We start from the raw sequence: 23451 nt of genomic DNA, 5'->3' as shown, positions 1-23451 counted from the left end.
TATAATGTATTTATCATAAATATTATCCACAAGAGCATCACTGCACTTTCATTTTGTGGTTTTTGTAATCACAACAACAATATGGAAACGCTATGATTTTTAGTTCTCCAGAATTTATTTTTGCCTTTTTGCCTATAGTCTTTTTGGGCTATTTTTTGCTTAATAAATTCAAGCTTCTTTACTTCGGTAAAGTTTGGCTCGTTGCTGCCAGTCTTTATTTTTACAGTTACTGGAGTCTGGCTTACTTACCTTTAATGTTAGGCTCAATCATATTCAACTATGGACTAGGTATTCAATTAGCGAAGGGCGCGAAACGGAAGAAAATGATGCTTATAACAGGTATTGCCGCGAACCTGTTATTGCTTGGTTATTATAAATATACGAATTTTTTTCTTGATAACTTGAATTTGCTTACTGGTGAAGACTTTCATATCGCTGGGATAGTGCTACCAATCGGCATTAGCTTTTATACGTTTACTCAAATAGCCTTTCTGGTAGACAGTTATAAAGGTTATGCCAAAGAATATGACATTGTTAACTATGCGCTGTTTGTGACTTTTTTCCCTCACTTAATTGCTGGGCCTATCCTTCATCATAAAGAAATGATGTCTCAGTTCAAGTCTCTTTGGACTGTTCCTGTTAGATATCGAAACATCATGATGGGTTTGATGATCTTTGGTATTGGCCTTTTCAAGAAAACGATGATTGCTGATACTTTTGCTGTATGGGCAGATGCAGGTTACACGCCTGGCTATCATCACGATTTTTATAGTGCATGGGTAACAAGTCTCTCGTATACCTTCCAATTGTATTTTGATTTTAGCGGCTACTGTGATATGGCCATTGGTGCCGCGCTATTGTTTAATATCTGGTTACCGCTGAACTTTAATTCCCCCTATAAGTCACTAAATATACAGGATTTCTGGAGGCGGTGGCATATTACGCTTGGTCGCTACCTTCGGGATTACCTTTATATACCGTTGGGTGGTAACCGATGCTCTGTCCCTAGAACGTATTTTAACCTCTTCATCACTTTTGTCATAGGTGGTTTATGGCATGGTGCAAGTTGGATGTTTGTCATCTGGGGTGCGATGCACGGACTTGCCCTGGTAGTTCACAGAATGTGGTCCTCGGCAGGTTACAGAATGTACAAACCACTTGCGTGGTTTGTGACCTTTCTGTATGTGCATATTGCATGGGTTTTCTTCCGTTCTCATTCTTTGACGGATGCAATGACAATACTTACCTCCATGTTTAATTTAAATTCAATGACAAATATGACGATCCAGGATGTTCCCGTTGATATGTTAGCAATGCTTGGCATTCAGGCCGACAAATTATCGACATTCCTGCCTGTTGGACTGGCAGGTTACTCAGTTCAGTTTGCGGCTATAGCATGCGCTTTCGTTATTATATCCTTCAAAAATGCCATTGAAATAGTTGTAACTGATAAGCAAAGTACTTTGAAAGTAACGTGGGTTGCTTTCATAAGTTCATTGGCACTTTACATGACACTGCATACTACAAGTTCAGTGTTTTTATATTTCAATTTCTGAGGGTGATGATATGAAAGGAAAAGTATTTTTATTCTCAGGAATAGTCATTGCGCTATTGTCAATTCTTCCTGTCTATAATCTCACTAATGAATCGGCATTATTCAAAAATAAAAGCTTTTCAGGTAAATTTCACAATCTGTATAACATGGATGTGGTCGAATCATGGTTTGGAACTTTCTTTCTTAAATATGGATTATCAATCGAACCAAAGAAAGTTCTTATCGGTAAAGACGGGTGGTTATTTCTCGGTGATAGCTTTGCAAAAACGCTAACCAAAAAGATCCGAGGGGCTTCTGTAAGCGATACTGATCTTATTAACGTTCGTAAAGCAAATACGGCATGGAATGAATTTTTTAGAAAAAATGGGGTGCAAGATTTTAAACTGATCATTGGCCCTGATAAAGATAGTGTTTACACAGATAAACTACCAGAATGGGACATGCATGCTCATGATACCGTTCTTGATTCATTATTGCATAGCAACACTGAACTATATGTTGACACCATTACCCCACTCCTCCAGGAGAAGGTTAAAACGGATAAACCATTATATTATCATACCGATACTCATTGGAATTCATATGGCGCGGCTATAGCTTTCAATGCGCTGGCATCAGCAATGCAGCTAAAGCATACCGATTTAAAATGGCCCGGTCCGTTCACTTCAAAAGATTTTAAAATGGCAGAAGGGCGGGCTGGTGATTTGGCTGCATTTTTACGAGTTAAAAACGTAAAAGAGGAGCTTGTTTATCTTGATGATGCTGCCATTAATCAAACGAATATTAAAATTTATGATTTTAAAACGGGGAAGCTGATGTCTGATAAAAGGCTCTCTGTAATTGGGGCTCCTCCCACGCCCGTACTTGTCGTTTCAGACAATGCGCTTAATAATGACCGGGTACTGTGGCTCCGAGACTCCTACGGTACAGCGATGTCTCCTTTTATGTCCATAACATTTAAGGAGGTTTTACAGGTACACCAAGGAAAGGTAACCCCTGAATTACTCCAGATAATGGTGAAATCTTTCAAGCCGAAGTTCATTTTCATTACCAGCGTTGAGCGAGAGGCATTAGGACGTTTCTTTACCACTCTACCGGAAGCTTATTAAAAAAATATGATAGCCCATTACTCATGGGCTATCATGTTTATATTACGTAATTATTTTCATCCTGAATAAAGGCTTCGTTTTATAATCATGTTAATCCAGTTGGTCATAATTGGGAAAATAATATGTTACTATAAGGCAGAGTTGTCTTTGTTGTGTATGTAATTATTATCATAGTAATGATCATGAAATATACACCTTTTCTTTTTGCAGCTGATGGCGTGTTCATTATCGATTGCGTGATGATATAGATCATTAAAAAGAATGATATGTAACTAAACCGATAAGAGGAAGGTGAAGAGAATATTAATAGATAAGGCATCAGCATAATGTAATGGATAATTAGTAGTTTTCTATTTATAAAATAATTAAATCTGAACAATAAATATGGAATTAATGTTAAAGCGAAAAAGTAATATTTCACATATCCATTAAACATATCAGATTCCTGGTACTTGAACGCAAGGATTCTTGATGTGATATGACTGCCTATCCCAATACTGGTTGTTTTTAAAAATAGAAAATCGAAACCTCTTAAATGTTCTATTAAAAAAATGCTTATGTAGGCATAAAAAATATTTTCACATTTTTTTCATTTATGATTTTGATAATTATCAGAGCGAGGTAAAAAATCACACAAGAAGTATGTAACATGCTTGCTATTGATATGGCTACAAAGAAATAAAGGTTTTTACTGTCATTACTGAACTTAATAAGTGCATACGTTGCAAATGACAGTGCTAATCCGCTTCTTATCCCATTAACTATAAGATCTACTCCACTTATAAACGAAAAGCACATTGTAATTGCAATAGGTACAGCGATGAGATTATTGTTGATTTTGAAAGCTTTAATGAGAAAAAATATTGTTATTGTCGTAATTATAAGGAAAAAAATCGATGCGTCATTCGTAAAGCATGAGATACTTTTTCCGAACAATAGGAATAATGGTTCAAAGTCTCTTGAGGACGTTGTGCCATTTATTGATTCAAACCAACTTTTATATGCAAAAGTGTCTGTGCCAGTTTCAATAGTTCTAAAACCATATAGTAGTATAAATGTGCTACAAACTAATGCAGTCGAAAATAATGCCATCTCATTTGATTTAGAGCCTTTAGCTGCCAGAGCAATGCATAACATCGCTGTCACTGTCATGCCGTACAAAGAAGTCATTAAGTTAAATATATAGTCCATGTTATGTTATTATTTCTACGTATGAATTGTGATGTTCGAATCGAACGGTAAGCAGACATTGCAATAAGATAAATTGCAATTAAGATTTTCTGTTATTTGTTTTAAGAAAATCAATGATATAGTTTTGGTGAATAGTAAATAGAAAAGCGAGTACGACTCTATGTTCAGTCTGTTTGGTTCATAGTGTACTTGATTTAACCCTGATTATTATAGATGCTTCGCAATATCTTATTATTTAAATAAAAACATGTAGCTATAAACATTTGTTGTATTTATTTTTGTTGCCTCCTCACAGAGCTCTTTTAACGACTATGATTAAATCGAAATCAGTGCATGACTGAGGCGCAAAACGCTCATGAAACAGCCTGAAAATGTTTATCAAAAAATTGACGGGGCACGCTGGCGGCACATTTGGTTGGTGGGGGATATCCACGGCTGCTTTTCGCTGCTGATGGCGAAATTGCGCGCGTGTCGTTTTGATCCCTGGCAGGATCTACTGGTATCCGTAGGTGATGTAATTGACCGTGGCCCCGACAGTTTGCGCTGCCTGCAACTGTTACGTCGACGCTGGGTTGTGGCGGTCAGAGGGAATCACGAGCAAATGGCGATGGATGCGCTGGCATCAGCGCAAACCTCGTTATGGTTTCTGAATGGCGGCGACTGGCTACCGGCGCTTCCAGTACTTCAGCAGACACAGGCCAAGAACGCGCTGGAAAATTGTCAGCAGTTGCCCTGGATACTTGAGATTGAGTGTCAGTCGGGCAGGCATATTGTGGCGCATGCGGATTATCCCGACGATGTGTATCAGTGGCAAAAGAACATCGATCTTCAGCAGGTGCTGTGGAGTCGCCGCCGACTCAGCGAACAGTATACGGGAGAAGGGATCACCGGCGCCGATCACTTCTGGTTTGGTCATACGCCGCTGCGCCATCGCGTGGACATCGCCAATCTGCACTACATCGATACGGGCGCTGTGTTTGGCGGGGATCTGACGCTGGTTCAATTACAATAGCTAGAAGTCGCTGTACTGCTGTGCGGGTTGCCAGAATCCATCGACAAAATCTTCTATCGGATAACAACCGCCCTGGCGAATACGCTGTTCGTCCATATAAAACAGGCATTGTTGCTCCGTATCGTAAATATCGACCACGATATCCTCACAACCGCCGTCCAGGTAACACACAAAAAGAACCAGTGCGAACATTCCATCCTCAATTTGTACAGCCTTAACAAAAGTGTAGGAGGAATTAGCCGAAGGGGGAAATCATAAATAACCCGCCGGGGAGACGGGTTCTTTTTGAATCAGGCAAGGCGCATGATCCAGGCGTCAGACTTACTATCGTAATGGTTGCGGAAGAGGACCGAATGTTCACCGTTAAGAATGGCAGGAATGCTGGTTTCAGCATCCCAGGCATCCAGTTGCATACATAAATCCGGGTCTGATTTACAGGGAATGGTTAACGTTCGATCGCCGGGCGATTCACCATGTAACTCAGCATCATCGATTTCAAAGGCGCCAATGCGCACACTGGTTTTCATCATCGTGCTCTCCGTTGATTTGAGATTCGTGGTACGACCAGTTTGTCGCCCCATTTTTTTAGCCTAGTCAACGCAGACAAAAGCGCCAGTAAAAGATGCGTTATTTTTTTCTGCCCTTAGTGGTTAACGGTAAACAATTTCCCGTCACGAACCAGCTCGCGTGGGTAGCTGTTTTTGAGCCGCGAACCAATACGTTTCGCCAGTCCGATGGGGTGATGCTGAAAGGTCACCAGCACGTCATCAGTGGCTGGTGTGGCCTGCGGGTAGACATCCCGGCCGCGATACCACTCTTCAGCTTCTTCCTGCGTTAGCTCAAATACGCAACGATGACCCACATCAGCAAGGGCAATGACAGCTTCATGTTGCCAGCGAAAACCTTTGTTATGCGTTTCAGCAAGCTTAATGCCGAGGCGTGAGAACCGGACTTTTCCGATCAGCGGTTCTATTTCCACCGGGAAGAGCCAGACTTCTTTATCACGCTGCCAGAGGCGAAGATTCTCATCCCAGCTTAAACCAATCGCGCTCGCCGCCTGCGTAATGTTTGCAGCTTCGCGGCCTTTTAATGGCGCAAAGGGGAAGTTGCCAACCTTATACCCTGGAGCAGGAAGGGCAGGGATCGAGGCAGTTTTACGCAGACGGGCGACAAAGAAGCCCTCACAATCGTATATCTGCGGGAACACGTGCAGAAAGCCTTCTTCCGTCAGCGCTTGCTTCGCATCAGGGAAGAGATCGCCCAGCGGCAGAAACTCTACCGCGTCGGCATAGGTTGCTTTGAGCCAGGCCAGAACATCTTCATTCTCTTCACGATTAAGTGTACAGGTTGAATACACCAGCGTACCGCCGGGACGCAATGCGTGAAAGGCGCTGTTGATGAGCTCTCGCTGCGTAGCGGCAATCTCGAGATTACTCTCAACTGACCAGTTTTTAAGGGCATCCGGATCTTTACGAACCACTCCTTCGCCAGAACAGGGGGCGTCCAACAAAATGGCATCGAACATTTCCGGTAGTGCCGCGCCAAACACGCGCCCGTCAAAATGCGTCAGGGCGACGTTACTGATCCCGCAGCGGCTGATATTGGCATGTAACACTTTCACCCGGCTTGCGGAATACTCGTTAGCCAGAATCGCGCCACGATTACCCATCCGCGCAGCGATTTGCGTGGTTTTGGATCCCGGCGCTGCAGCAACGTCCATGATGCGCAGTGGCGAATTGCCTTCAGCAAAGAGCGCGGCGACCGGGAGCATGGAGCTGGCTTCCTGAATGTAAAACAAGCCACTGAGATGCTCAGCCGTACTCCCTAAAGGAAGGTCCTCTTCGTCATCACGATCGATCCAAAACCCTTCGGTGCACCAGGGAATGGGAGTGAGCGACCAGCCATATGGTGCCGTTAGCTGCAGAAAATCCGCAACGGATATCTTCAGCGTGTTAATACGAATACTGCGGCGTAACGGACGCTGACAGGCCGCGAGAAAATCGTCAAAGGAGAGCGACGCAGGCATGGCTTCGCGCATTTGCGTCAGAAAGGCTTCAGGAAAATAGACAGCGTGTTGAGTCACGGGGTGGTACCACGGGAAATAAATCAAGCGTGCAGTGTAGCATAAAGGCTCCGGCGCGAGTACGCCGGAGCCGAGGGGATTAGCGGGGTAGCGCGGTTCCCCATTCACGCCACTCTTTAGGCTCTGCTTCGAGCAGCAGGAAATGTTTACCCGCCTGGGCTTTTGGTGCCAGCGGCGTTCCCGGTGGTGTGGCGAATGCAATACCCCCGCGAATGAACTGATTGAAGGTGCCGGTTTTCACCACGCCGCCCGTCAGGCCAAAGTCCAGACTGTATCCGGAAGCCAGCCAGAAGACAGAGTTGTTACGCACCAGATGCTGATAACGCTGACTGATGCGCATAGTGATCATCACCCGGTCGGACAGCGAGCCGAGCGACATTCCAGTGACTGTACCGACCTCAATTCCCCGGAACAGCACAGGCGTACCAATCGCCAGTGAACCGGCCTCTGGAGCTTCCAGTACAATGCTCAGACCATCCAGGTAGCGTGAGTCGGTGATGGTAGCTTCCTGCAATTCAAAATCCCGACGCGGTTTGCCCCGGCCTGGTTCAACGTTGATATAGGGCTGAAGAAGCGTATCCAGATGTTCTACCCCAGCGGCGGAAATCTGCGGCGTAATCACCGAGAAGCGAGTGCCGCCACGAGCAAAGGTCTGCACATATTCCGGATAGAGTACCGCCTTCGCCTGCACTTCATTGCGCGAGGTGATGAGTTCGAGAGTCTGAATCTGCCCGATATCAATACCGAGATAGCGAATAGGCATACCGGCGGCCAGCTTCCCTGCGTCAAAAGCATGAAGTGTAATCTGGCCGCCGACGGCCCGCGCTGCGGTTTCGGATGCATAGAGTATGCGTTTGTCACCTTTGCGCTGACTGGCGCTGGCACCGCTCAGGTTATCGAAACTGATCGCGCCTTTCAGCGCTCGCGACAACGGCGAAGCCTGAACGGTTAAACCGCTACCGTTAAGCTGCACTTTTGCTCCACCTTCAGCCCAAAAGACGCTGTTGCTGGTCAGGAGATTGCGGTATTCCGGTTTGATGTGCAGATCGATATCAAAAGCATTAGCGCGAGGACGCACGGTAATAACTTCACCGACTTCAAACTTGCGATACAGCACCACGGAACCTGCCTGGACGTCTGGCAGCGTTTCGGCGCTCAGACTCAGTGTGGTGGTCGGCAGATCGCTCAGGCTATTTTCCACCGCTTTTTCCAGATTGGCGTACAGCGGGTAGCTGGATTTCATTTCGCCTTTGGTACCGGGCAGAATACGAATCCCGCCGTTAATCCATTCACTGGCGCTGGCACCGAGGAACTCCACCCCATCCAGACCAACTTTGACGTCGACACGACTGTTGACCACAAATTTACTGTCGCCATGGACGAGATCGCGATGTTGCGGATCGACAGCTACGGTAAACGTTACGCCCTTGCTGGTTAATTCACGTTCTATCACCTGCCCAACCTGAACACCGTGGAGGATCAGCGGCTGCCCTGCGTCGATACCGTAGCTTTCCGGTGCGGTTAGCGTGAACGTGAGGACATCCGGTTCATGCAGCAGTGCTCTCTCACCAGGAACAACGACAAATTCGTTGCGCGGCTCTCCCGTACCCGGGACCAGCTCAAAGGTTTTTCCCGTCAGCAAAGCGCTGATGTTGGCGTCACTGAGCGAAAGTTTGGGGCTGCGGAGCTCGATACGCGTCGTGTCGCGTAATAAAGTCACTACGCTCGGATCAACCGTCATCTCCCCGGTGACTTTGCCGCCGGGCTGTAACACCAGTTTTGTGAGCTCACCAACTTCAAGCCCCTGGTACATCAGCGGGGTAGAATCGGCCTTCAGCCCTTCGCCGCTGGGTAACTCGAGCTTAATGATAACGCCGCGCTGGCTATGCGCCAGGTCTTCGTAGAGGCCAAAAGTATCCTCTTGCTCTGCTGCTTTTGAGTCTCCCGGGGAGTCGAAGGCGATAGCACCGTTAACCAGCGCGGCCAGACTCTCCAGTTTTACCTTCGCGCCGCTCAGGCTGACGTCGGCATTCACGCCGGAAACATTCCAGAAGCGACTGCCTTTTTTCACCAGATTGGTAAAGCGACGTTCGATCAGTACGTCAATGGTGACGCCCTGTTTATTCGGGTTGATGCTGTAGTCGTAAACTTTGCCCACCGGAATTTTGCGGAAATAGACCAGCGAGCCGCTGTTCAGAGAACCCAGATCCGGGGCGTTCAGATGAATCATCAGATCGCCATTATCCAGTCGATACTTCGGCTGCGTATCGAGGGCGACAAAATGATCCCGTGCTTCGCCTTTACCAGGCATCATGCCGATGTAGTTACCGCCGACCAGCGCATCGAGCCCTGAAACGCCCGCCAGAGACGCTTTAGGCGTGACCAGCCAAAACTGCGTTTCTTCGCGCAGGGCATCTTTCATATCGGACTTAATGCTGACCCGGACTTCGATTTTGCGCAGGTCTTCGCTCAGGCGAATCGTCTGTACGGTACCGACTTCAACCCCCTGATAGCGCACAGGCGTTCGACCCGCCACAATCCCATCGGCCGACATAAAGTCGATAGTGACGGTATTGCCGCGATCCTCATAACTGTTCCATATCAGCCAGCCTGCAATCAGCAGAGCGATAAACGGCAGCAGCCAGAAGGGTGAGATACGGCGTTTGGTTTTAATTTGCGCTTCTGTTGGCGAAGCGGGCGTTTCCTGACTCATGTGCATCCCAAAGTAAGCGGCTGTCCAGCCATTCCACTGCAAGAATAGTCAAAATTACCGCTGCGCCGAAATAAAACGCAGCCGGTCCCATAGTAAAAGCAAGAATCTGATCGCGATTTATCAGCGACATGGTTAAGGAAATGACGAAAAGATCCAGCATGGACCAGCGTCCTATCCAGGTGACCAGACGCAGGAGTTGCATGCGCGTACGTAACCCCTGCTCACATTTAAAATGAAGACTGAGCAGCAGCGTGAACATGACAATGATTTTGGTGAAGGGGACGAGAATACTCGCAATAAATACCACGGCGGCCACGGCGACGTTACTGCTGGCGAGTGACATAATCCCGGACAGAATAGTGTCTTCCTGACGTCCACCATTGATATAAATAACGGAAATGGGGAGCAGGTTGGCAGGAAGAAGAAAGACCATCGACGCCAGTAAAGCGGCCCAGCATTTCTGCACACTTTGGTTTCTGCGCAGGCGCAAGGGGATATGGCAGCGCGGGCAACGACCGCGAGGGTCAGGGTAACCGGTAAAATGACAGCCGAGACAGACGCGAAGCTGCTCGTCCGCGCGTCTGGCTGGTCGTTGTGGATAAAAGCGATCCCAGAGTTGCTCAACGTTTAAATGTGACAGTGTCACAACACTAAGGATCACCAGCGCGACAAAAGCGTAAAGCCCCACGCCGGGTTGGATAAAGGCGTAATCCTGAACTTTAATGGATGCGACGCCGATCCCCACCAGATAAATATCCAGCATGACCCATTCTTTAAGCCTTTCCAGCATCAACAGAGCCGGACGCAAATTCATCCCCAGAATATTACCGAACCCAAGGTAAGCAATGGATGTCACCAGAATAAGCGGAGCGCCCACGACGCAGAACAACACCATAGCCCCCGTAATCGGATCGCCTTGTTTGGTCATCTGCCAGATCCCCTGCATTACGTTGGCGTCAATACGTACGCCTAACAGGTAGATATGAAGCAGCGGTTCACCCCAGGCGAAGGGCATCAGCAACAACATGGTTACGGCCATCGCGCCCAAACGGGTGAGCGACCAGTCCCGTCCGTCGCGAATTTTCGCCTGGCAGCGTGGGCAGTAGGCGCTCTGGTGAGAGCGCATTTTAGGCAGACTGAAAAGCACATCGCACTGAGGGCAACGCTGGTAATGTTCACGAGGCAACGCTTCGCTAATAGACGTGATCGCTATTTTTTTTGTCGGCGTAAGTTGTCGGGTCTTGAGGGCCATGTATCGCGAATCAAAATGTTAGATGAAAGTAATCTTAACTCATCACGGGAATGATCTTGAGCATTAACGCAATTAATGCTTATTTTAATAGGCTAGCAGTATTGGGGTTAGACAACTAAGTGATTATATAATGAACAAAACAGAGCTATACGCGGATCTGAACCGCGATTTTCAGGCATTAATGGCAGGGGAAACCAGTTTTCTCGCCACGCTGGCAAACACCAGCGCGCTGTTGTACGAACGACTTTCCGAGGTGAACTGGGCGGGGTTTTATCTGCTGGAGCAGGATACGCTGGTGTTAGGTCCTTTCCAGGGCAAAATTGCCTGCGTGCGCATTCCAGTAGGGCGCGGCGTGTGTGGTACAGCCGTTGCTCAAAACGAGGTCCAGCGCATTGAAGATGTGCATGCATTCGATGGGCATATTGCCTGCGATGCGGCCAGTAACGCTGAAATCGTACTACCGATCACCGTCGGAAATCAGATTATTGGCGTTCTCGATATCGACAGTACGGCGTTTGGGCGCTTTACGCCGGAGGATGAAGCGGGTCTTCGCCAGCTCGTTGCAAATCTGGAAATCGTGCTTGCAACGACCGATTACAAAAAATTCTTTGCGAGCGTCGCAGGATAATCAACGGATAACGTAGCAATTACTGATGACGTCATTATAATGACGCCTGTTCATGCCTGCTGCTTGTTGGCTACGTCCGTTGTAATCAGGAAATTTCATGGAAAATCAACCTAAGTTGAATAGCAGTAAAGAAGTTATCGCGTTTTTGGCCGAACGTTTTCCGCAGTGTTTTAGTGCGGAAGGCGAAGCGCGCCCACTGAAAATTGGTATCTTTCAGGATCTGGTAGAGCGTATTGAGGGCGAAATGAACCTCAGCAAAACGCAACTTCGTTCCGCTTTACGTCTTTATACTTCGAGCTGGCGTTACCTGTACGGCGTTAAGCCGGGCGCAACGCGTGTCGATCTCGACGGCAACCCTTGTGGTGAGCTGGACGATCAGCACGTTGAGCATGCGCGCAAGCAGCTGGAAGAAGCGAAAGCTCGCGTTCAGGCGCAGCGTGCAGAACAGCAAGCGAAAAAACGTGAAGCTGCTGCTGCCGCAGGTGAGGGTGAAGAGGCTGTTCGTCGCGAACGTAAGCCACGCCCGGCACCACGTCGTAAAGAGGCGACTGAGCGTAAACCGCGTGCAGACAAACCGGTAGCTAAAGCACCGCGCGCACCTCGCGAAGAGAAGCTGACACCGGTTTCTGATATTACCGTGTTGAGCGTGGGACAGTCTCTGAAGGTGAAAGCAGGTAATGATGCGATGGAAGCCACCGTATTAGAAATCACCAAAGATGGCGTCCGTGTACAGCTCAATTCGGGTATGTCTTTGATTGTACGCGCAGAACACCTGGTGTTCTGAAACGGAGGCCAGGCCTGGCATGAACACATTTTTTAGGCTTACCGCGTTAGCTGGCCTGCTTGCAATAGCAGGCCAGACCTTCGCTGTGGACGACATTACGCGTGCTGAGCAAATTCCGGTTTTAAAGGAAGAGACGCAGCATGCGACCGTGAGTGAACGCGTAACGTCGCGTTTTACGCGCTCTCACTATCGTCAATTCGATCTCGATTCGGCCTTTTCCGCTAAGATTTTCGACCGCTATCTGAATCTGCTCGACTACAGCCACAACGTGCTGTTAGCGGGAGATGTGGAGCAGTTCGCGAAGCAGAAAGGTCAACTGGGCGATGAATTGCGCTCGGGTAAGCTCGACGTCTTTTACGATCTCTATAACCTCGCACAAAAACGTCGCTTCGAGCGCTATCAGTACGCATTGAAAGTACTGGAACGCCCGATGGATTTCACCGGAACAGACACCTTTAATCTCGATCGCAGCAAAGCGCCCTGGCCGAAAGATGCGGCAGAGCTAAACGCGCTGTGGGATGGGAAGGTGAAATTCGATGAGTTAAGTCTGAAACTGACCGGTAAAAACGATCAGGAAATTCGCGAGACGCTGACTCGTCGCTACAAATCTGCCATTCGTCGTTTGGCCCAGACCAACAGCGAAGATGTATTTTCGCTGGCAATGACGGCGTTTGCACGGGAAATTGATCCCCACACTAACTACCTCTCGCCGAGGAATACCGAGCAGTTTAATACCGAAATGAGCCTGTCTCTGGAAGGGATCGGTGCGGTATTGCAAATGGATGATGACTACACGGTCATTAATTCCATGGTGGCGGGCGGTCCGGCCGCGAAAAGCAAAGCGATAAGCGTTGGCGATCGTATTGTTGGCGTTGGCCAGACCGGCAAGAGCATGGTCGATGTGATTGGCTGGCGACTGGATGACGTTGTCGCGCTTATCAAAGGGCCAAAAGGCAGCAAGGTTCGCCTGGAAATTCTGCCAGCCGGTAAAGGGACGAAGACACGTATCATTACGCTGACGCGTGAACGTATTCGCCTTGAAGATCGCGCCGTGAAAATGTCAGTGAAAACGGTAGGTAAAGAAAAAGTCGGCGTGCTGGATATCCCTGGTTTCTATGTTGGTCTGACGGATGACGTTAAGGTGCAACTGCAGAAACTGGAAAAACAGAACGTCAGCAGCATAATTATCGACCTGCGCACCAACGGCGGCGGAGCACTGACAGAAGCAGTATCGCTTTCCGGGTTGTTTATTCCTTCCGGTCCTGTGGTTCAGGTTCGCGATAATAATGGCAAGGTGCGTGAAGACAGTGACACCGATGGCGTCGTTTACTACAAAGGTCCGCTGGTGGTGCTGGTTGACCGCTTTAGTGCCTCGGCGTCAGAAATTTTCGCGGCTGCCATGCAGGATTACGGCCGTGCCTTAATCGTCGGTGAGCCAACCTTTGGTAAAGGTACAGTACAGCAGTATCGTTCGTTGAACCGCATTTACGATCAGATGCTGCGTCCGGAATGGCCTGCGCTGGGCTCGGTTCAGTATACGATCCAGAAATTCTATCGTGTCAACGGCGGCAGTACGCAACGTAAAGGCGTCACGCCGGACATCATCATGCCTACCGGCAATGAAGAGACGGAAACGGGTGAGAAGTTTGAAGATAATGCGTTGCCGTGGGATAGCATCGACGCCGCAACGTATGTGAAGTCAGACAATTTGACGCCGTTTGGTCCGGAATTACTGAAAGAGCATAATGCTCGAATTGCTCAGGATCCTGAGTTCCAGTACATCATGAAGGATATTGCGCGCTTTAATGCGATGAAAGACAAACGCAGTATCGCGTCACTCAATTTTGCTCAGCGCGAAAAAGAGAATAACGAGGATGATGCACTGCGTCTGGCGCGAATCAACGATCGCTTCAAGCGGGAAGGGAAACCTCTGCTGAAGAAACTGGACGATCTGCCGAAAGATTATCAGGAGCCGGATCCATACCTTGATGAAACGGTGAAGATAGCGCTCGATCTGGCAAGGCTGGAGAAAGCGAAACCAGCGGAACAGCCCGCAACCGCAAAATAACGTCAAACAGGCACAAGAAATTGTGCCTGTTTTTTTAACAAGAACATGAAGTCGTCAGCCTGGTGCATGAAAATGTAAAGTTGTGTCTTTCTGGTGACTTACAGCCCTCTGATGCTTGAAAATAACCATAACACCCATACGATGTGGGTAATCGCATAGTGCGTTTTGTTAATTTGAGGTTAAAAGAAGATTATGATGCGAATCGCGCTCTTCCTGCTGACGAACCTGGCCGTCATGGTCGTTTTCGGGCTGGTGCTGAGCCTGACAGGGATTCAGTCGAGCAGCGTACAGGGCCTGATGATTATGGCACTGCTGTTCGGTTTTGGTGGTTCCTTCATTTCACTGCTGATGTCCAAATGGATGGCGTTACGCTCTGTCGGTGGCGAAGTGATCGAGCAACCGCGTAACGAAAGAGAACGTTGGTTGATGCGCACGGTTGAAACCCAGGCGCGTCAAGCCGGGATTGCCATGCCGCAGGTCGCTATTTACCACGCACCGGATATTAACGCGTTCGCGACCGGTGCGCGTCGTGATGCGTCGCTGGTCGCTGTCAGTACTGGACTGTTGCAAAATATGAGTCCGGACGAGGCGGAAGCGGTTATCGCCCATGAGATCAGCCATATCGCCAATGGCGACATGGTCACCATGACCCTGATTCAGGGCGTTGTGAACACCTTTGTTATCTTCATCTCCCGTATCCTGGCGCAGGTGGCGGCAGGTTTTCTGGGTGGCAACCGCGATGATGGTGAAGAAAGCAACGGCAACCCAATGATCTATTTCGTGGTCGCGATGGTTCTGGAACTGGTCTTTGGGATCCTGGCGAGCATTATCACCATGTGGTTCTCTCGTCACCGCGAATTCCATGCCGATGCGGGTTCTGCCAAACTGGTAGGCCGTGAAAAAATGATCGCCGCGTTGCAGCGTCTGAAAACCAGCTACGAGCCGCAGGAAGCGTCTAACATGATGGCATTCTGCATTAACGGTAAAGGCAAGTCGCTGAGCGAGTTGTTCATGACGCACCCGCCGCTGGATAAGCGTATTGAAGCGCTGCGTAGCGGTGAATATCTGAAGTAATAGTGATGCCTGATGGCAAAATATGTGTAAAACCGGGGCAAATGAAATGCCCCGGTTTTTTTATGCCTGAGGACGAGGCTGGGTGATCCGTAATCCGCTGACCACTGCGGCGACGGAGGCGAGGATACCCGCAGTCAGCAATGAAACGTGTGTTCCGTTATCACCAAACTGATTCAGCATTAGCGCGACCAACGCTGCCCCCGAACTTTGGCCCAGCAGGCGTGCCGTTCCTAACATTCCACTGGCACCTCCGCTGCGTTCACGCGGAGCGGAAGTAATGATCGTATGGTTGTTGGGTGACTGAAAGAGGCCAAACCCAGCACCGCATAAAATCATCGGCCAGATGATATTGATATCGGACGGCGCTGTGGGTAGAAGCACCAGCGCAAACAAGCCGCTTGCCATCACCACCATGCCTAACGCCCCCAGCAATCCGGCGTGGACGCGTTCAATCAGATAACCCGCCAGCGGCGCCATCACCATCGTTGCCAGTGGCCAGGGGGTGAGCAAGAGGCCGGTTTCGACTTCACTGCGTCCCAGCACCATCTGCAAATAGAAGGGTAGAGAAACCATCGCCAGCATTTGCGCGCAGAACGAGCAGATTGACGTTCCGATGGATAAGGAAAACAGAGGAATGCGCAGCAGATCGACGGGTAATAGCGGTACAGGAAGCGCGAGTTGCCGACGAATGAAGAAAAAGCCTACCACGACCAGCGCCGCCAGTTCTCCCGCGATCAGCGTTAGCGATTGCCCTTGGGCAAAGCCGCTTAGGGCGGTGATCAGCAAACCGAACGTGAGTGCATTCATTATCGCACTGGGTAAATCGAAACGGGGTTTGTTGGCGCGTGAGCCATTCGGTGGCAAAAAGCGCATCGCCAGAATCAGCGCAATAATCCCCAGCGGGACGTTAATTAAGAATAGCCATTTCCAGGATGCAACAGAGAGGATAGCTGCGGCAATGGTGGGACCGGCTGCAGAAGATACGGCGACGACAAACGAGTTAATCCCCATCCCACGGCCAAGATAGCGCGTCGGATAAATTAGCCGGATTAAGGCGGTGTTCACGCTCATTAATGCAGCGCCGCCGAAACCCTGCGCCACGCGGGCAATGGTCAGCATTTGCAGCGAGTCGGAAAGCGCGCAAAACAGCGAAGCCAGCAGAAAAATCACCAGACCGCATTTGTAGATCCGGCGGTAGCCAAACATGTCGCCCAAAAACGAAAGTGACAATAACGAGACGACAATGGCAATTTGATAGGCATTAACGACCCAGATTGAACTGGCTGCCGAGGCGCGAAGATCGCCGGCGATTGTCGGAAGCGCGACGTTAGCAATGGCACCGTCCAGTACAGCCATTGAGATACCAATGATGATGGTTAAAATGGCACCATATCGCTGCGGGAGTGGCAGGCCGTCTGCCTGAGTTCTTTCCATAAGTGATAGTATTTGCGAGGAATATGATCAGAGTAGAGATTCTAGCACTTATATTCAGGCTTTATGTCGCAGATTTGTAACGAAGACTGCAAAGATGGATTGCGAGCGCCATGGCGTGAAATTATAATAAAAACTCGTTCTGATTTTTATAAAACACTCGCAATGAGGTGAGAAATGGCTAACGCCGATCTGGATAAACAGCCCGATTCTGTTTCGTCCGTGCTGAAGGTCTTTGGCATTTTGCAGGCGCTAGGAGAAGAGCGCGAAATAGGGATAACCGAATTATCACAACGCGTTATGATGTCAAAAAGCACGGTTTATCGCTTTTTGCAGACTATGAAAACGCTGGGCTATGTTGCACAGGAAGGTGAGTCCGAGAAATATTCCCTGACGCTGAAACTGTTCGAACTGGGTGCGCGTGCTTTACAGAATGTTGATCTTATCCGCAGCGCTGATATCCAGATGCGTGAGCTTTCCCGCCTGACGAAAGAGACGATTCACCTTGGCGCGCTGGACGAAGACAGCATTGTCTACATTCATAAAATCGACTCAATGTATAATTTGCGCATGTATTCGCGTGTGGGGCGTCGTAACCCGCTGTACAGCACTGCTATCGGTAAAGTGCTGCTGGCCTGGCGCGATCGTGAAGAAGTGAAACAAATTCTGGACGGCGTTGAATACAAACGTAGCACTGACCGCACCATTACCTCCACCGAAGCGCTGCTGCCGCTGCTGGATAAAGTCCGCGAGCAGGGTTATGGCGAAGATAACGAAGAGCAAGAAGAAGGTTTACGCTGCATCGGCGTCCCGGTTTTTGATCGCTTTGGCGTAGTCATTGCGGGTCTGAGTATTTCATTCCCGACGCTGCGTTTTTCAGAAGAACGCTTGCAAGAGTATGTTGCGATGCTACATACCGCAGCGCGTAAAATCTCCGAGCAGATGGGATACAACGATTACCCGTTCTAAGATGTAAAAACTAAAAACCAGCCGTTTCTCAGGCTGGTTTTTTATGGTCAATGATAGTTAATTTTAAATACCACTACCGTGTCAAAAGGACCCGTTTGTATCTTCTCACCGCTAACGGCGGAGAGTTCAGCCTGAAAGTCTTTATTTAGCTCTTTCATATCGGAAGTGAAGTCAGCGAACTCTTCGTAGCTGTTAAATGTATATGGCGAAGAGCCGTCAAGGATCCTTAATTTCAGTCCGTTACCAATCAGTAATTCAGTGTCGTTGTTCGCCAGTTCAGAATCGCTATAAAAAGATGAACTGAGCTTGAAGCCGTCAGTACATTCGCTGTTTTGATCTTTCGTCGTTTTTATGGAGAAGGCTTTCGTCATGGCCTGGCGACTGATATCGAGCGCATTGAATTTGCCAAAATCGATATTTTGCGTCTCAGGCTGAACGTTGAAAGTGACGAAACAGTCCAGAACACGGATATTATTCAGACCCGTAATGTGATATTTCAGGTTAGCGGCATCGGGACTGGTATTCACGCCACCTTTGCCATCAAACTGGACAATGATGTAGTCGCTTAATGAGCTGACATAATCGTGAGGCGGCATCTCGCGTATTTTCACATATAAACGCATACGCGCCATAAAAGTCGTACTGTATTTTCTTTCGGCCGGAGTCGTGCAAACGGGCCAGCCTAATTGCTCAATGGTTGCATCGGGATAAACATCCAGCTTTTTGTTGTCCAGACACTGATGGGTGTCGATGCCATTGCCTCCAGAAGTACCTGCATCATAATCGATACCGTTAAACGTCACGCCGAGTTCATAATACGGATCGTTGGCGCTGATATAGGGGTTTAACCATGCATAAACGTCTTCTGGTGCCATATCACTGGTGGCATTGTTATCGCAATACACCGGGATCTTAATGTCGTTTGATTCCCAGATCTTGTCCCCAACCTGAGCATTGCCAGGTATCGCAAAGGGGTCGATGGCCTCTGATTTTTCAACCGCGCCGCCCGCATGACCATAGTAACAATGCAGGGCAAACGCGGCTTTTGCAGGCATCAGGGCCAACAGGCAGACAAAGAGTATACGTAACCCACGCATCAACGTTTATCCTCTGGCACCGTCAGGGTACAACTCCCCTGACATTGAAGATCAGCCATCCGTAGTGCGCCATAATCGTCCATATAGCCCAGATAGAAATGCTGACCCTTGTAGTTCCCGGTCGATAAGGGAGCGGTGCTAAATGGCGCGATCATAGTGGTGGCGAAGCCGGGTAAAACTCGCGTCGAGTCCTTACCCAGATAGGCAATAGTGATGTAATACGGTGTCGGATTATTGACGGTCAGTATCTGTCCGGACTGACTGATTCGCATCTCAAGTTCAGTACGGGCGCCAACCTTTTTACGCAACGTGGTAGGGCGCCAGAACAGCTTGAGACGGCTCTGTAGTGCCACCTGCAACACCGCATGATTATCTGAAGCATCCGCCTTCGGCGGAACTTCCCGTAGGTTGTAATAGAATAGTGATTCGCGATCTTTAGGCAGTGAATCGACACCAGCTTGTTTCACCAGTCGTACCTGGGTTGAAGATGCAGGTTCGACGCGCTGTAATGGTGGTAGCGCGGTGAAAACATCATCGCCCTTAACGCCTTTTTCATTTTCGATCCATGAATAGGCGAGATAGGGGTTTACCGTGCTCTGGTTGCTTATTTTAACGCTGCTGGCTTTATCTGCGGCATTAAAAATGACCCGCGTCCGATCGGGTAAAACGGCTGCATAGCCTAATTGGGTTGCAACCAGAAAGAGTAACGTCATTCCTTTTAATTTCGTCATTTTAAAATCCTTATTAATGACAAGGTAACATCAGGCGCTGAGTGATGGTTTCGAGATTATCTGGCAGAGTAATGGTGCATTTGCGGTTCTCCCACTGCACTATCAGACTCTGGGCATTTTTGATTCCACTTAGCCATACGTGCCCCTCTTCGCTAACCATGCCGATCTCACTAATCCCGTCCTGTGTGCGAACAACTGCGCCCAGCGGTGGAAATTGTCCATCCTTTGTACGGATGATGGCGTTAACATCCAGCCCCGCACGCGAAGCCATGCTCTGGTAGCCGATAGCGCCTTCTGTCCAGGTTGAACGCACGGTGTTTTCCATGACTGTCACGCCATCGGGCAGTTCATTCATGTTCACCATCACGGTGGACGGTTGATAGCTGGAAAGCGTGGGAACAACTGCATAACCAAAACGGTTAGTAATATTATCCGAGCCCTGAATGGGAATATCGGCCACGCCGTCGGTACTTACCATCAGCCGCGGTTCGTTACCCATGCTTCGACGATGGAAGGCGGCACCATGGGCTGTCGCTGTAAATGAACCACTCATGCTGGCGCTGGCAGAGGTGTATTCCTGCGGGGCATAAGTCCCGGAAAGATTGAGTTCATTAGTCGGGGAGATATGACGGTAATTACCCGAGAACATTGCGCCATGATTCGGCTGCTCACTTTCTGCGCTTGCGGAGATTCCCCAGTTATTGTGAGGGTCCGAACTGTCATACCATGATACGCGTTGTGAGGTGGTGTCACCGTCGCGCATGTCATAAGAGAGGCGGCAGCTATCCTCAAACGGTATGGAAATGGAGATATAAACCTGCTTATCGGTGTCGCTGTCTTCATCGTCATAATGCGTCGTGTTAAACGAGGTGGTGAGCGAAATATTCTTCCATGCCGCAAGGTCAAAGTTAAAGCCTGCGGTAATACTTGCCGTTGTGGTGGGGGCATCGTTCCACCAGGTTTGTCGCAGCATATTAACTGACAAATTCATATTCAGCGGCTGGATCTGCTGGCTGGCAGAAACGCTGATAGTATGTTTTTCGTCGGTAGTACTGTTGTCATAGCGATGATCAAGAAAGTTGGCATAGCTATGAAACGTCCGGTCAGAAAATCGATAGGCTGCGAGAGACAGCATACTGTCAGTGGCTTCAAACCGCTTACTATAGTTCAGACGATAACTGTATCCCTTCTCCTCATGGCCATCATCAAAGGTGCTGGATGCCCAGGTGGTGTCAAATGAGAGTGCACCGAACCAAAGCATATTTTGTCCGAGCCCCAACGCAAGCGAATGGTAGTCATCTCCTGCAACAAAAGCCCCGCCGTACAGGGAAGTGTTTGACAGCATCCCCCATGACGCCTCACCGCTGAGAAAAGATTCGCTGGTCACATGGTGAGAAATGTCAGGCCGCGCACGTCCGGAGGCGATTTTATAGCGAACCTGTCCCTGACGCGTTAAAAAAGGCGTTGACGCCGCCGAAACCTGAAACGTATTCACGCGGCCATTTTCTTCGGTAACCTGTACATCGAGGGTGCCCTGAACCGACTGGTTAAGATCGGTGATAAGAAAGGGACCCGGCGGCACTTTGGTCTGGTAGATGACGCGTCCGGAATGACTTACGGTGACCGTGGCATTCGTTTCCGCCACTCCGCTGACCTGTGGGGCATAGCCGCGAAGTTCCCAGGGCAACATGCGATCGTCGCTTATTAGCGAGGCACCGGTATAGGCAAATCCGTCAAAAATGTTAGAGTTAAAATCCGTTTCGCCCAGCGTCATTTTTGCGCCTAAAAGGGGAAGTGGGCGGAACAGATAAGTACGGAAAATCGAGCCCTGGTGTTGCGTTGAGCCGGTTTCACTGTGGGTTTGGTTGTACTGATAATCGCTTCGCAGTCGCCAGGCACCGAGATTCGCACCCATGGTGCCGTATGTATTGATGTTTTCACTGTCGCTGCCATCCTGTGGACGCCAGGCGCTGGCAAAAAGATTGTAATCAAGCAGGAACCCTGCGACACCGGGATTCCAGGTCGCTGGAGGTGCCCAGTTTGCGGAATGCCACTCTAACCAGGCCTGAGGAACGGTGATATTTAAGCGTTGGTTGGCCTGATCGAGCGCCAGAATTATTTCAGGGCGAGTACTAAAATCAACGCATTCGTCTTGTTGCGCTAAAGTTGCCCGGACCTCTTTTTTTAAACCAAACTGGTCAGTTAATGCAGAGGTGATACAGGGTTTAATTTCCCCTGTCACTTTTGTCCAGTTAATGTCCTGACCGGATGAAATCTCCGTATTATTAACAGAAACGGCCAGAAAATAATGACCAGGCGCAATGCTGGCCTTTTCTTTAAACAAAGAGGGATCAACACTGTCACGCATAGACTTATCGAGAACGGTGAGGTTAAATTCAACAGCATTAGCTGAAGAAACACTCAACAAACTACAGGTAAATGCAATAAGCCTATATTTTTTCATCTTTTCCCTATGATGAATAAAGAGGCGACCATCAGGTCGCCTTACATATTACTTATATTCCAGAACGTAGGTTGCTTCGGCAGTAACTGCACCTGGAGTTGCAGGTGTCGCTTTTGTGCCATCAATCAGTTCCATACGCGCATTAAACAGAAGTGACTGCTCCGCGGAGGCCTGGTTGAGTGTGATTTCTTCCGGCGTACCCAGCGTAATGTTTTTTGAACCATCACTGTTGAGCAAGCGTACGCCGACGCCCGTTGCCGCACCTGCTGTGGTATTATCCAGCAGGTTCAGGTCGCTGCCTTCAGTAACGTGAGCAGTACTGTTAAACGTGACGTCAACCTTGGAATAGAGATCGCTTTCCGTACCGGTTTTAACTGTCGTATTTAAGGTACAGTTAATGAGCTTAATTTCTACCTGCTTGTTTTCGCTATAGCCGGTACTGTTAATGTGGGAGGTTGTCACCTGACCCAAATCAATATCCTGATCAACATAGTTAGGATCAATTTCACAAGGTGCTTCGATAACTTCACCTTTAAAATGAAGTTTACCAGAGCCCATGTCTTCAGCATATGCAGTTGTGGATACGAGCGCTGATACAGCGAGTGCTAATAATGCTTTCTTTCCTGTAAGCATAATATTTCCTTTAAACAACGAGTAAAAATAAAACGTCGTTGCGGAATATAGAAGAAAACAGAAAGATAGGGGATTTAGAAATACTGAAATGAACAATGAATATTATTAATATCATTGTGGTCAAAGAATGTTCAGCAAGGCATCATAAATATTTATGACAAGCAGGTGTATGCTAATTTTAAGAGGCATCAATAATTATGGAAACGTACAGCGCATAGAAGTTGACTTTTCAGATTATATTTAGGTATTACAGGTGTTCAGATCAAAAAGGGTAATCACTAGCGTAGGCGAGACGCGCGCTTCGTTTGCTTCAGTTAGTGATTACTGAACCGTTTAAGAAGGTTTAGCCGTTGTCGATGATCACGGTACTCTTACGTAGCAGAGGACAGTCCGTTAACCCAATCAGCCCGCTGTCCGTATGTACATATTGCGCAGTCGCCGTTCCACGAGCGGTAAGATACGTACATTTTAGCCCGAGCCCGGCGGCGTTTTCCTGACTGCCAATAAGAATGCCATAGCCACTGAGTAGTAAACCTATCCAGACCAGCGCTATCAGCATTATGCCGCGAATGATCAATCGCATCATGACCTCGTTTCTTTTTTTCGTTAGGCTGAGCTTATCCGCTACGTTTATGAAAACAAGTGAATCATTCCGAA

General features: G+C 48.5%; 20 protein-coding genes. 9 read left to right on the top strand and 11 right to left on the bottom strand.

The window, feature by feature from the left end:
- Positions 1 to 92: 92 nt before the first annotated feature.
- The 4 genes from HVY19_RS11560 (at position 93) to pphA (ending at position 4867) form a co-directional block, all read left to right on the top strand.
- Positions 93 to 1556, top strand: coding sequence for an MBOAT family protein (locus tag HVY19_RS11560; protein WP_181680740.1), 1464 nt, complete (start codon positions 93 to 95; stop codon positions 1554 to 1556).
- 10 nt (positions 1557 to 1566) lie between these two features.
- A complete protein-coding gene (locus tag HVY19_RS11555) occupies positions 1567 to 2664 on the top strand; it encodes a hypothetical protein (protein ID WP_181680739.1) in 1098 nt (365 codons plus the stop codon).
- Positions 2665 to 3484: 820 nt separating this feature from the next.
- On the top strand, positions 3485 to 3850 hold the full coding sequence (locus HVY19_RS20770; RefSeq protein ID WP_249419074.1) for a hypothetical protein: 366 nt from the start codon (positions 3485 to 3487) through the stop codon (positions 3848 to 3850).
- A 360-nt stretch (positions 3851 to 4210) separates the two neighbouring features.
- The gene (pphA, locus tag HVY19_RS11545) at positions 4211 to 4867 is read left to right on the top strand and encodes a protein-serine/threonine phosphatase (protein ID WP_181680737.1); all 657 of its coding nucleotides are present in this window, start codon (positions 4211 to 4213) and stop codon (positions 4865 to 4867) included.
- Here pphA and HVY19_RS11540 read toward each other — a convergent pair whose 3' ends face one another.
- The 5 genes from HVY19_RS11540 to yebS form a co-directional block, all read right to left on the bottom strand.
- Positions 4868 to 5059, bottom strand: coding sequence for a YebW family protein (locus tag HVY19_RS11540; protein ID WP_181680736.1), 192 nt, complete (start codon positions 5057 to 5059; stop codon positions 4868 to 4870). It abuts the gene before it with no gap.
- A gap of 98 nt (positions 5060 to 5157) precedes the next feature.
- Positions 5158 to 5394 (bottom strand): YebV family protein, encoded by a 237-nt coding sequence (locus tag HVY19_RS11535; protein ID WP_181684271.1) that lies wholly within the window; start codon positions 5392 to 5394, stop codon positions 5158 to 5160.
- Between the two features lie 116 nt (positions 5395 to 5510).
- Positions 5511 to 6950, bottom strand: a complete 1440-nt coding sequence (rsmF, locus tag HVY19_RS11530; protein ID WP_181680735.1) for a 16S rRNA (cytosine(1407)-C(5))-methyltransferase RsmF — start codon at positions 6948 to 6950, stop codon at positions 5511 to 5513.
- 79 nt (positions 6951 to 7029) lie between these two features.
- Complete coding sequence (locus HVY19_RS11525; RefSeq protein ID WP_181680734.1) at positions 7030 to 9663, bottom strand: PqiB family protein; 2634 nt, start codon at positions 9661 to 9663, stop codon at positions 7030 to 7032.
- Positions 9620 to 10915, bottom strand: coding sequence for a membrane integrity lipid transport subunit YebS (yebS, locus tag HVY19_RS11520; protein WP_181680733.1), 1296 nt, complete (start codon positions 10913 to 10915; stop codon positions 9620 to 9622). Before yebS ends, HVY19_RS11525 begins: the two co-directional genes overlap by 44 nt.
- Positions 10916 to 11045: 130 nt before the next feature.
- Between yebS and HVY19_RS11515 the strand changes: the two genes are divergently transcribed.
- From HVY19_RS11515 to htpX, 4 genes are all read left to right on the top strand, one after another.
- Complete coding sequence (locus tag HVY19_RS11515; protein WP_181680732.1) at positions 11046 to 11543, top strand: GAF domain-containing protein; 498 nt, start codon at positions 11046 to 11048, stop codon at positions 11541 to 11543.
- Between the two features lie 97 nt (positions 11544 to 11640).
- Positions 11641 to 12327, top strand: coding sequence for an RNA chaperone ProQ (proQ, locus tag HVY19_RS11510; RefSeq protein WP_181680731.1), 687 nt, complete (start codon positions 11641 to 11643; stop codon positions 12325 to 12327).
- Positions 12328 to 12346: 19 nt separating this feature from the next.
- Positions 12347 to 14395 carry a carboxy terminal-processing peptidase gene (gene prc / locus HVY19_RS11505; RefSeq protein WP_181680730.1) on the top strand — a complete coding sequence of 683 codons (2049 nt, stop codon included), beginning with the start codon at positions 12347 to 12349 and terminating at the stop codon, positions 14393 to 14395.
- Positions 14396 to 14587: 192 nt separating this feature from the next.
- Positions 14588 to 15469 (top strand): protease HtpX, encoded by an 882-nt coding sequence (gene htpX / locus HVY19_RS11500; RefSeq protein WP_181680729.1) that lies wholly within the window; start codon positions 14588 to 14590, stop codon positions 15467 to 15469.
- Positions 15470 to 15529: 60 nt separating this feature from the next.
- On the opposite strand, the gene HVY19_RS11495 is transcribed toward htpX, so the two are convergent.
- Positions 15530 to 16903, bottom strand: a complete 1374-nt coding sequence (locus tag HVY19_RS11495; RefSeq protein ID WP_181680728.1) for an MFS transporter — start codon at positions 16901 to 16903, stop codon at positions 15530 to 15532.
- Between the two features lie 174 nt (positions 16904 to 17077).
- Here HVY19_RS11495 and kdgR point away from each other — a divergent pair, with 174 nt between their 5' ends.
- Entirely contained in the window at positions 17078 to 17869 is a 792-nt protein-coding gene (gene kdgR / locus HVY19_RS11490) for a DNA-binding transcriptional regulator KdgR (RefSeq protein ID WP_181680727.1), read from the top strand.
- A 47-nt stretch (positions 17870 to 17916) separates the two neighbouring features.
- Here the strand turns inward: kdgR and HVY19_RS11485 are convergent, their stop codons facing one another.
- From HVY19_RS11485 to HVY19_RS11465, 5 genes are all read right to left on the bottom strand, one after another.
- Positions 17917 to 18966, bottom strand: coding sequence for a type 1 fimbrial protein (locus HVY19_RS11485; protein ID WP_181680726.1), 1050 nt, complete (start codon positions 18964 to 18966; stop codon positions 17917 to 17919).
- Positions 18966 to 19697, bottom strand: a complete 732-nt coding sequence (locus tag HVY19_RS11480) for a molecular chaperone (protein ID WP_181680725.1) — start codon at positions 19695 to 19697, stop codon at positions 18966 to 18968. Before HVY19_RS11480 ends, HVY19_RS11485 begins: the two co-directional genes overlap by 1 nt.
- Before the next feature lie 13 nt (positions 19698 to 19710).
- A complete protein-coding gene (locus tag HVY19_RS11475) occupies positions 19711 to 22161 on the bottom strand; it encodes a fimbria/pilus outer membrane usher protein (RefSeq protein ID WP_181680724.1) in 2451 nt (816 codons plus the stop codon).
- 48 nt (positions 22162 to 22209) lie between these two features.
- A complete protein-coding gene (locus HVY19_RS11470; RefSeq protein WP_181680723.1) occupies positions 22210 to 22794 on the bottom strand; it encodes a fimbrial protein in 585 nt (194 codons plus the stop codon).
- Between the two features lie 343 nt (positions 22795 to 23137).
- On the bottom strand, positions 23138 to 23377 hold the full coding sequence (locus HVY19_RS11465; RefSeq protein WP_181684270.1) for a YobH family protein: 240 nt from the start codon (positions 23375 to 23377) through the stop codon (positions 23138 to 23140).
- Positions 23378 to 23451: the final 74 nt, after the last annotated feature.

Source organism: Citrobacter sp. RHB25-C09, from assembly GCF_013836145.1.
Classification (GTDB): Bacteria; Pseudomonadota; Gammaproteobacteria; order Enterobacterales; family Enterobacteriaceae; genus Citrobacter_A.
The sequence above is the reverse complement of the archived record's forward strand: the minus strand, read 5'-3'. Positions and strand labels throughout refer to the sequence as shown.

Coding starts and splice junctions, on each gene's coding strand:
- HVY19_RS11560 (WP_181680740.1), top strand. CDS start 93: ATGATTTTTAGTTCTCCAGAATTTATTTTTGCCTTTTTGCCTATAGTC.
- HVY19_RS11555 (WP_181680739.1), top strand. CDS start 1,567: ATGAAAGGAAAAGTATTTTTATTCTCAGGAATAGTCATTGCGCTATTG.
- HVY19_RS20770 (WP_249419074.1), top strand. CDS start 3,485: ATGAGATTATTGTTGATTTTGAAAGCTTTAATGAGAAAAAATATTGTT.
- pphA (WP_181680737.1), top strand. CDS start 4,211: ATGAAACAGCCTGAAAATGTTTATCAAAAAATTGACGGGGCACGCTGG.
- HVY19_RS11540 (WP_181680736.1), bottom strand. CDS start 5,059: ATGTTCGCACTGGTTCTTTTTGTGTGTTACCTGGACGGCGGTTGTGAG.
- HVY19_RS11535 (WP_181684271.1), bottom strand. CDS start 5,394: ATGAAAACCAGTGTGCGCATTGGCGCCTTTGAAATCGATGATGCTGAG.
- HVY19_RS11525 (WP_181680734.1), bottom strand. CDS start 9,663: ATGAGTCAGGAAACGCCCGCTTCGCCAACAGAAGCGCAAATTAAAACC.
- yebS (WP_181680733.1), bottom strand. CDS start 10,915: ATGGCCCTCAAGACCCGACAACTTACGCCGACAAAAAAAATAGCGATC.
- HVY19_RS11515 (WP_181680732.1), top strand. CDS start 11,046: ATGAACAAAACAGAGCTATACGCGGATCTGAACCGCGATTTTCAGGCA.
- proQ (WP_181680731.1), top strand. CDS start 11,641: ATGGAAAATCAACCTAAGTTGAATAGCAGTAAAGAAGTTATCGCGTTT.
- prc (WP_181680730.1), top strand. CDS start 12,347: ATGAACACATTTTTTAGGCTTACCGCGTTAGCTGGCCTGCTTGCAATA.
- htpX (WP_181680729.1), top strand. CDS start 14,588: ATGATGCGAATCGCGCTCTTCCTGCTGACGAACCTGGCCGTCATGGTC.
- HVY19_RS11495 (WP_181680728.1), bottom strand. CDS start 16,903: ATGGAAAGAACTCAGGCAGACGGCCTGCCACTCCCGCAGCGATATGGT.
- kdgR (WP_181680727.1), top strand. CDS start 17,078: ATGGCTAACGCCGATCTGGATAAACAGCCCGATTCTGTTTCGTCCGTG.
- HVY19_RS11485 (WP_181680726.1), bottom strand. CDS start 18,966: ATGCGTGGGTTACGTATACTCTTTGTCTGCCTGTTGGCCCTGATGCCT.
- HVY19_RS11480 (WP_181680725.1), bottom strand. CDS start 19,697: ATGACGAAATTAAAAGGAATGACGTTACTCTTTCTGGTTGCAACCCAA.
- HVY19_RS11475 (WP_181680724.1), bottom strand. CDS start 22,161: ATGAAAAAATATAGGCTTATTGCATTTACCTGTAGTTTGTTGAGTGTT.
- HVY19_RS11470 (WP_181680723.1), bottom strand. CDS start 22,794: ATGCTTACAGGAAAGAAAGCATTATTAGCACTCGCTGTATCAGCGCTC.
- HVY19_RS11465 (WP_181684270.1), bottom strand. CDS start 23,377: ATGCGATTGATCATTCGCGGCATAATGCTGATAGCGCTGGTCTGGATA.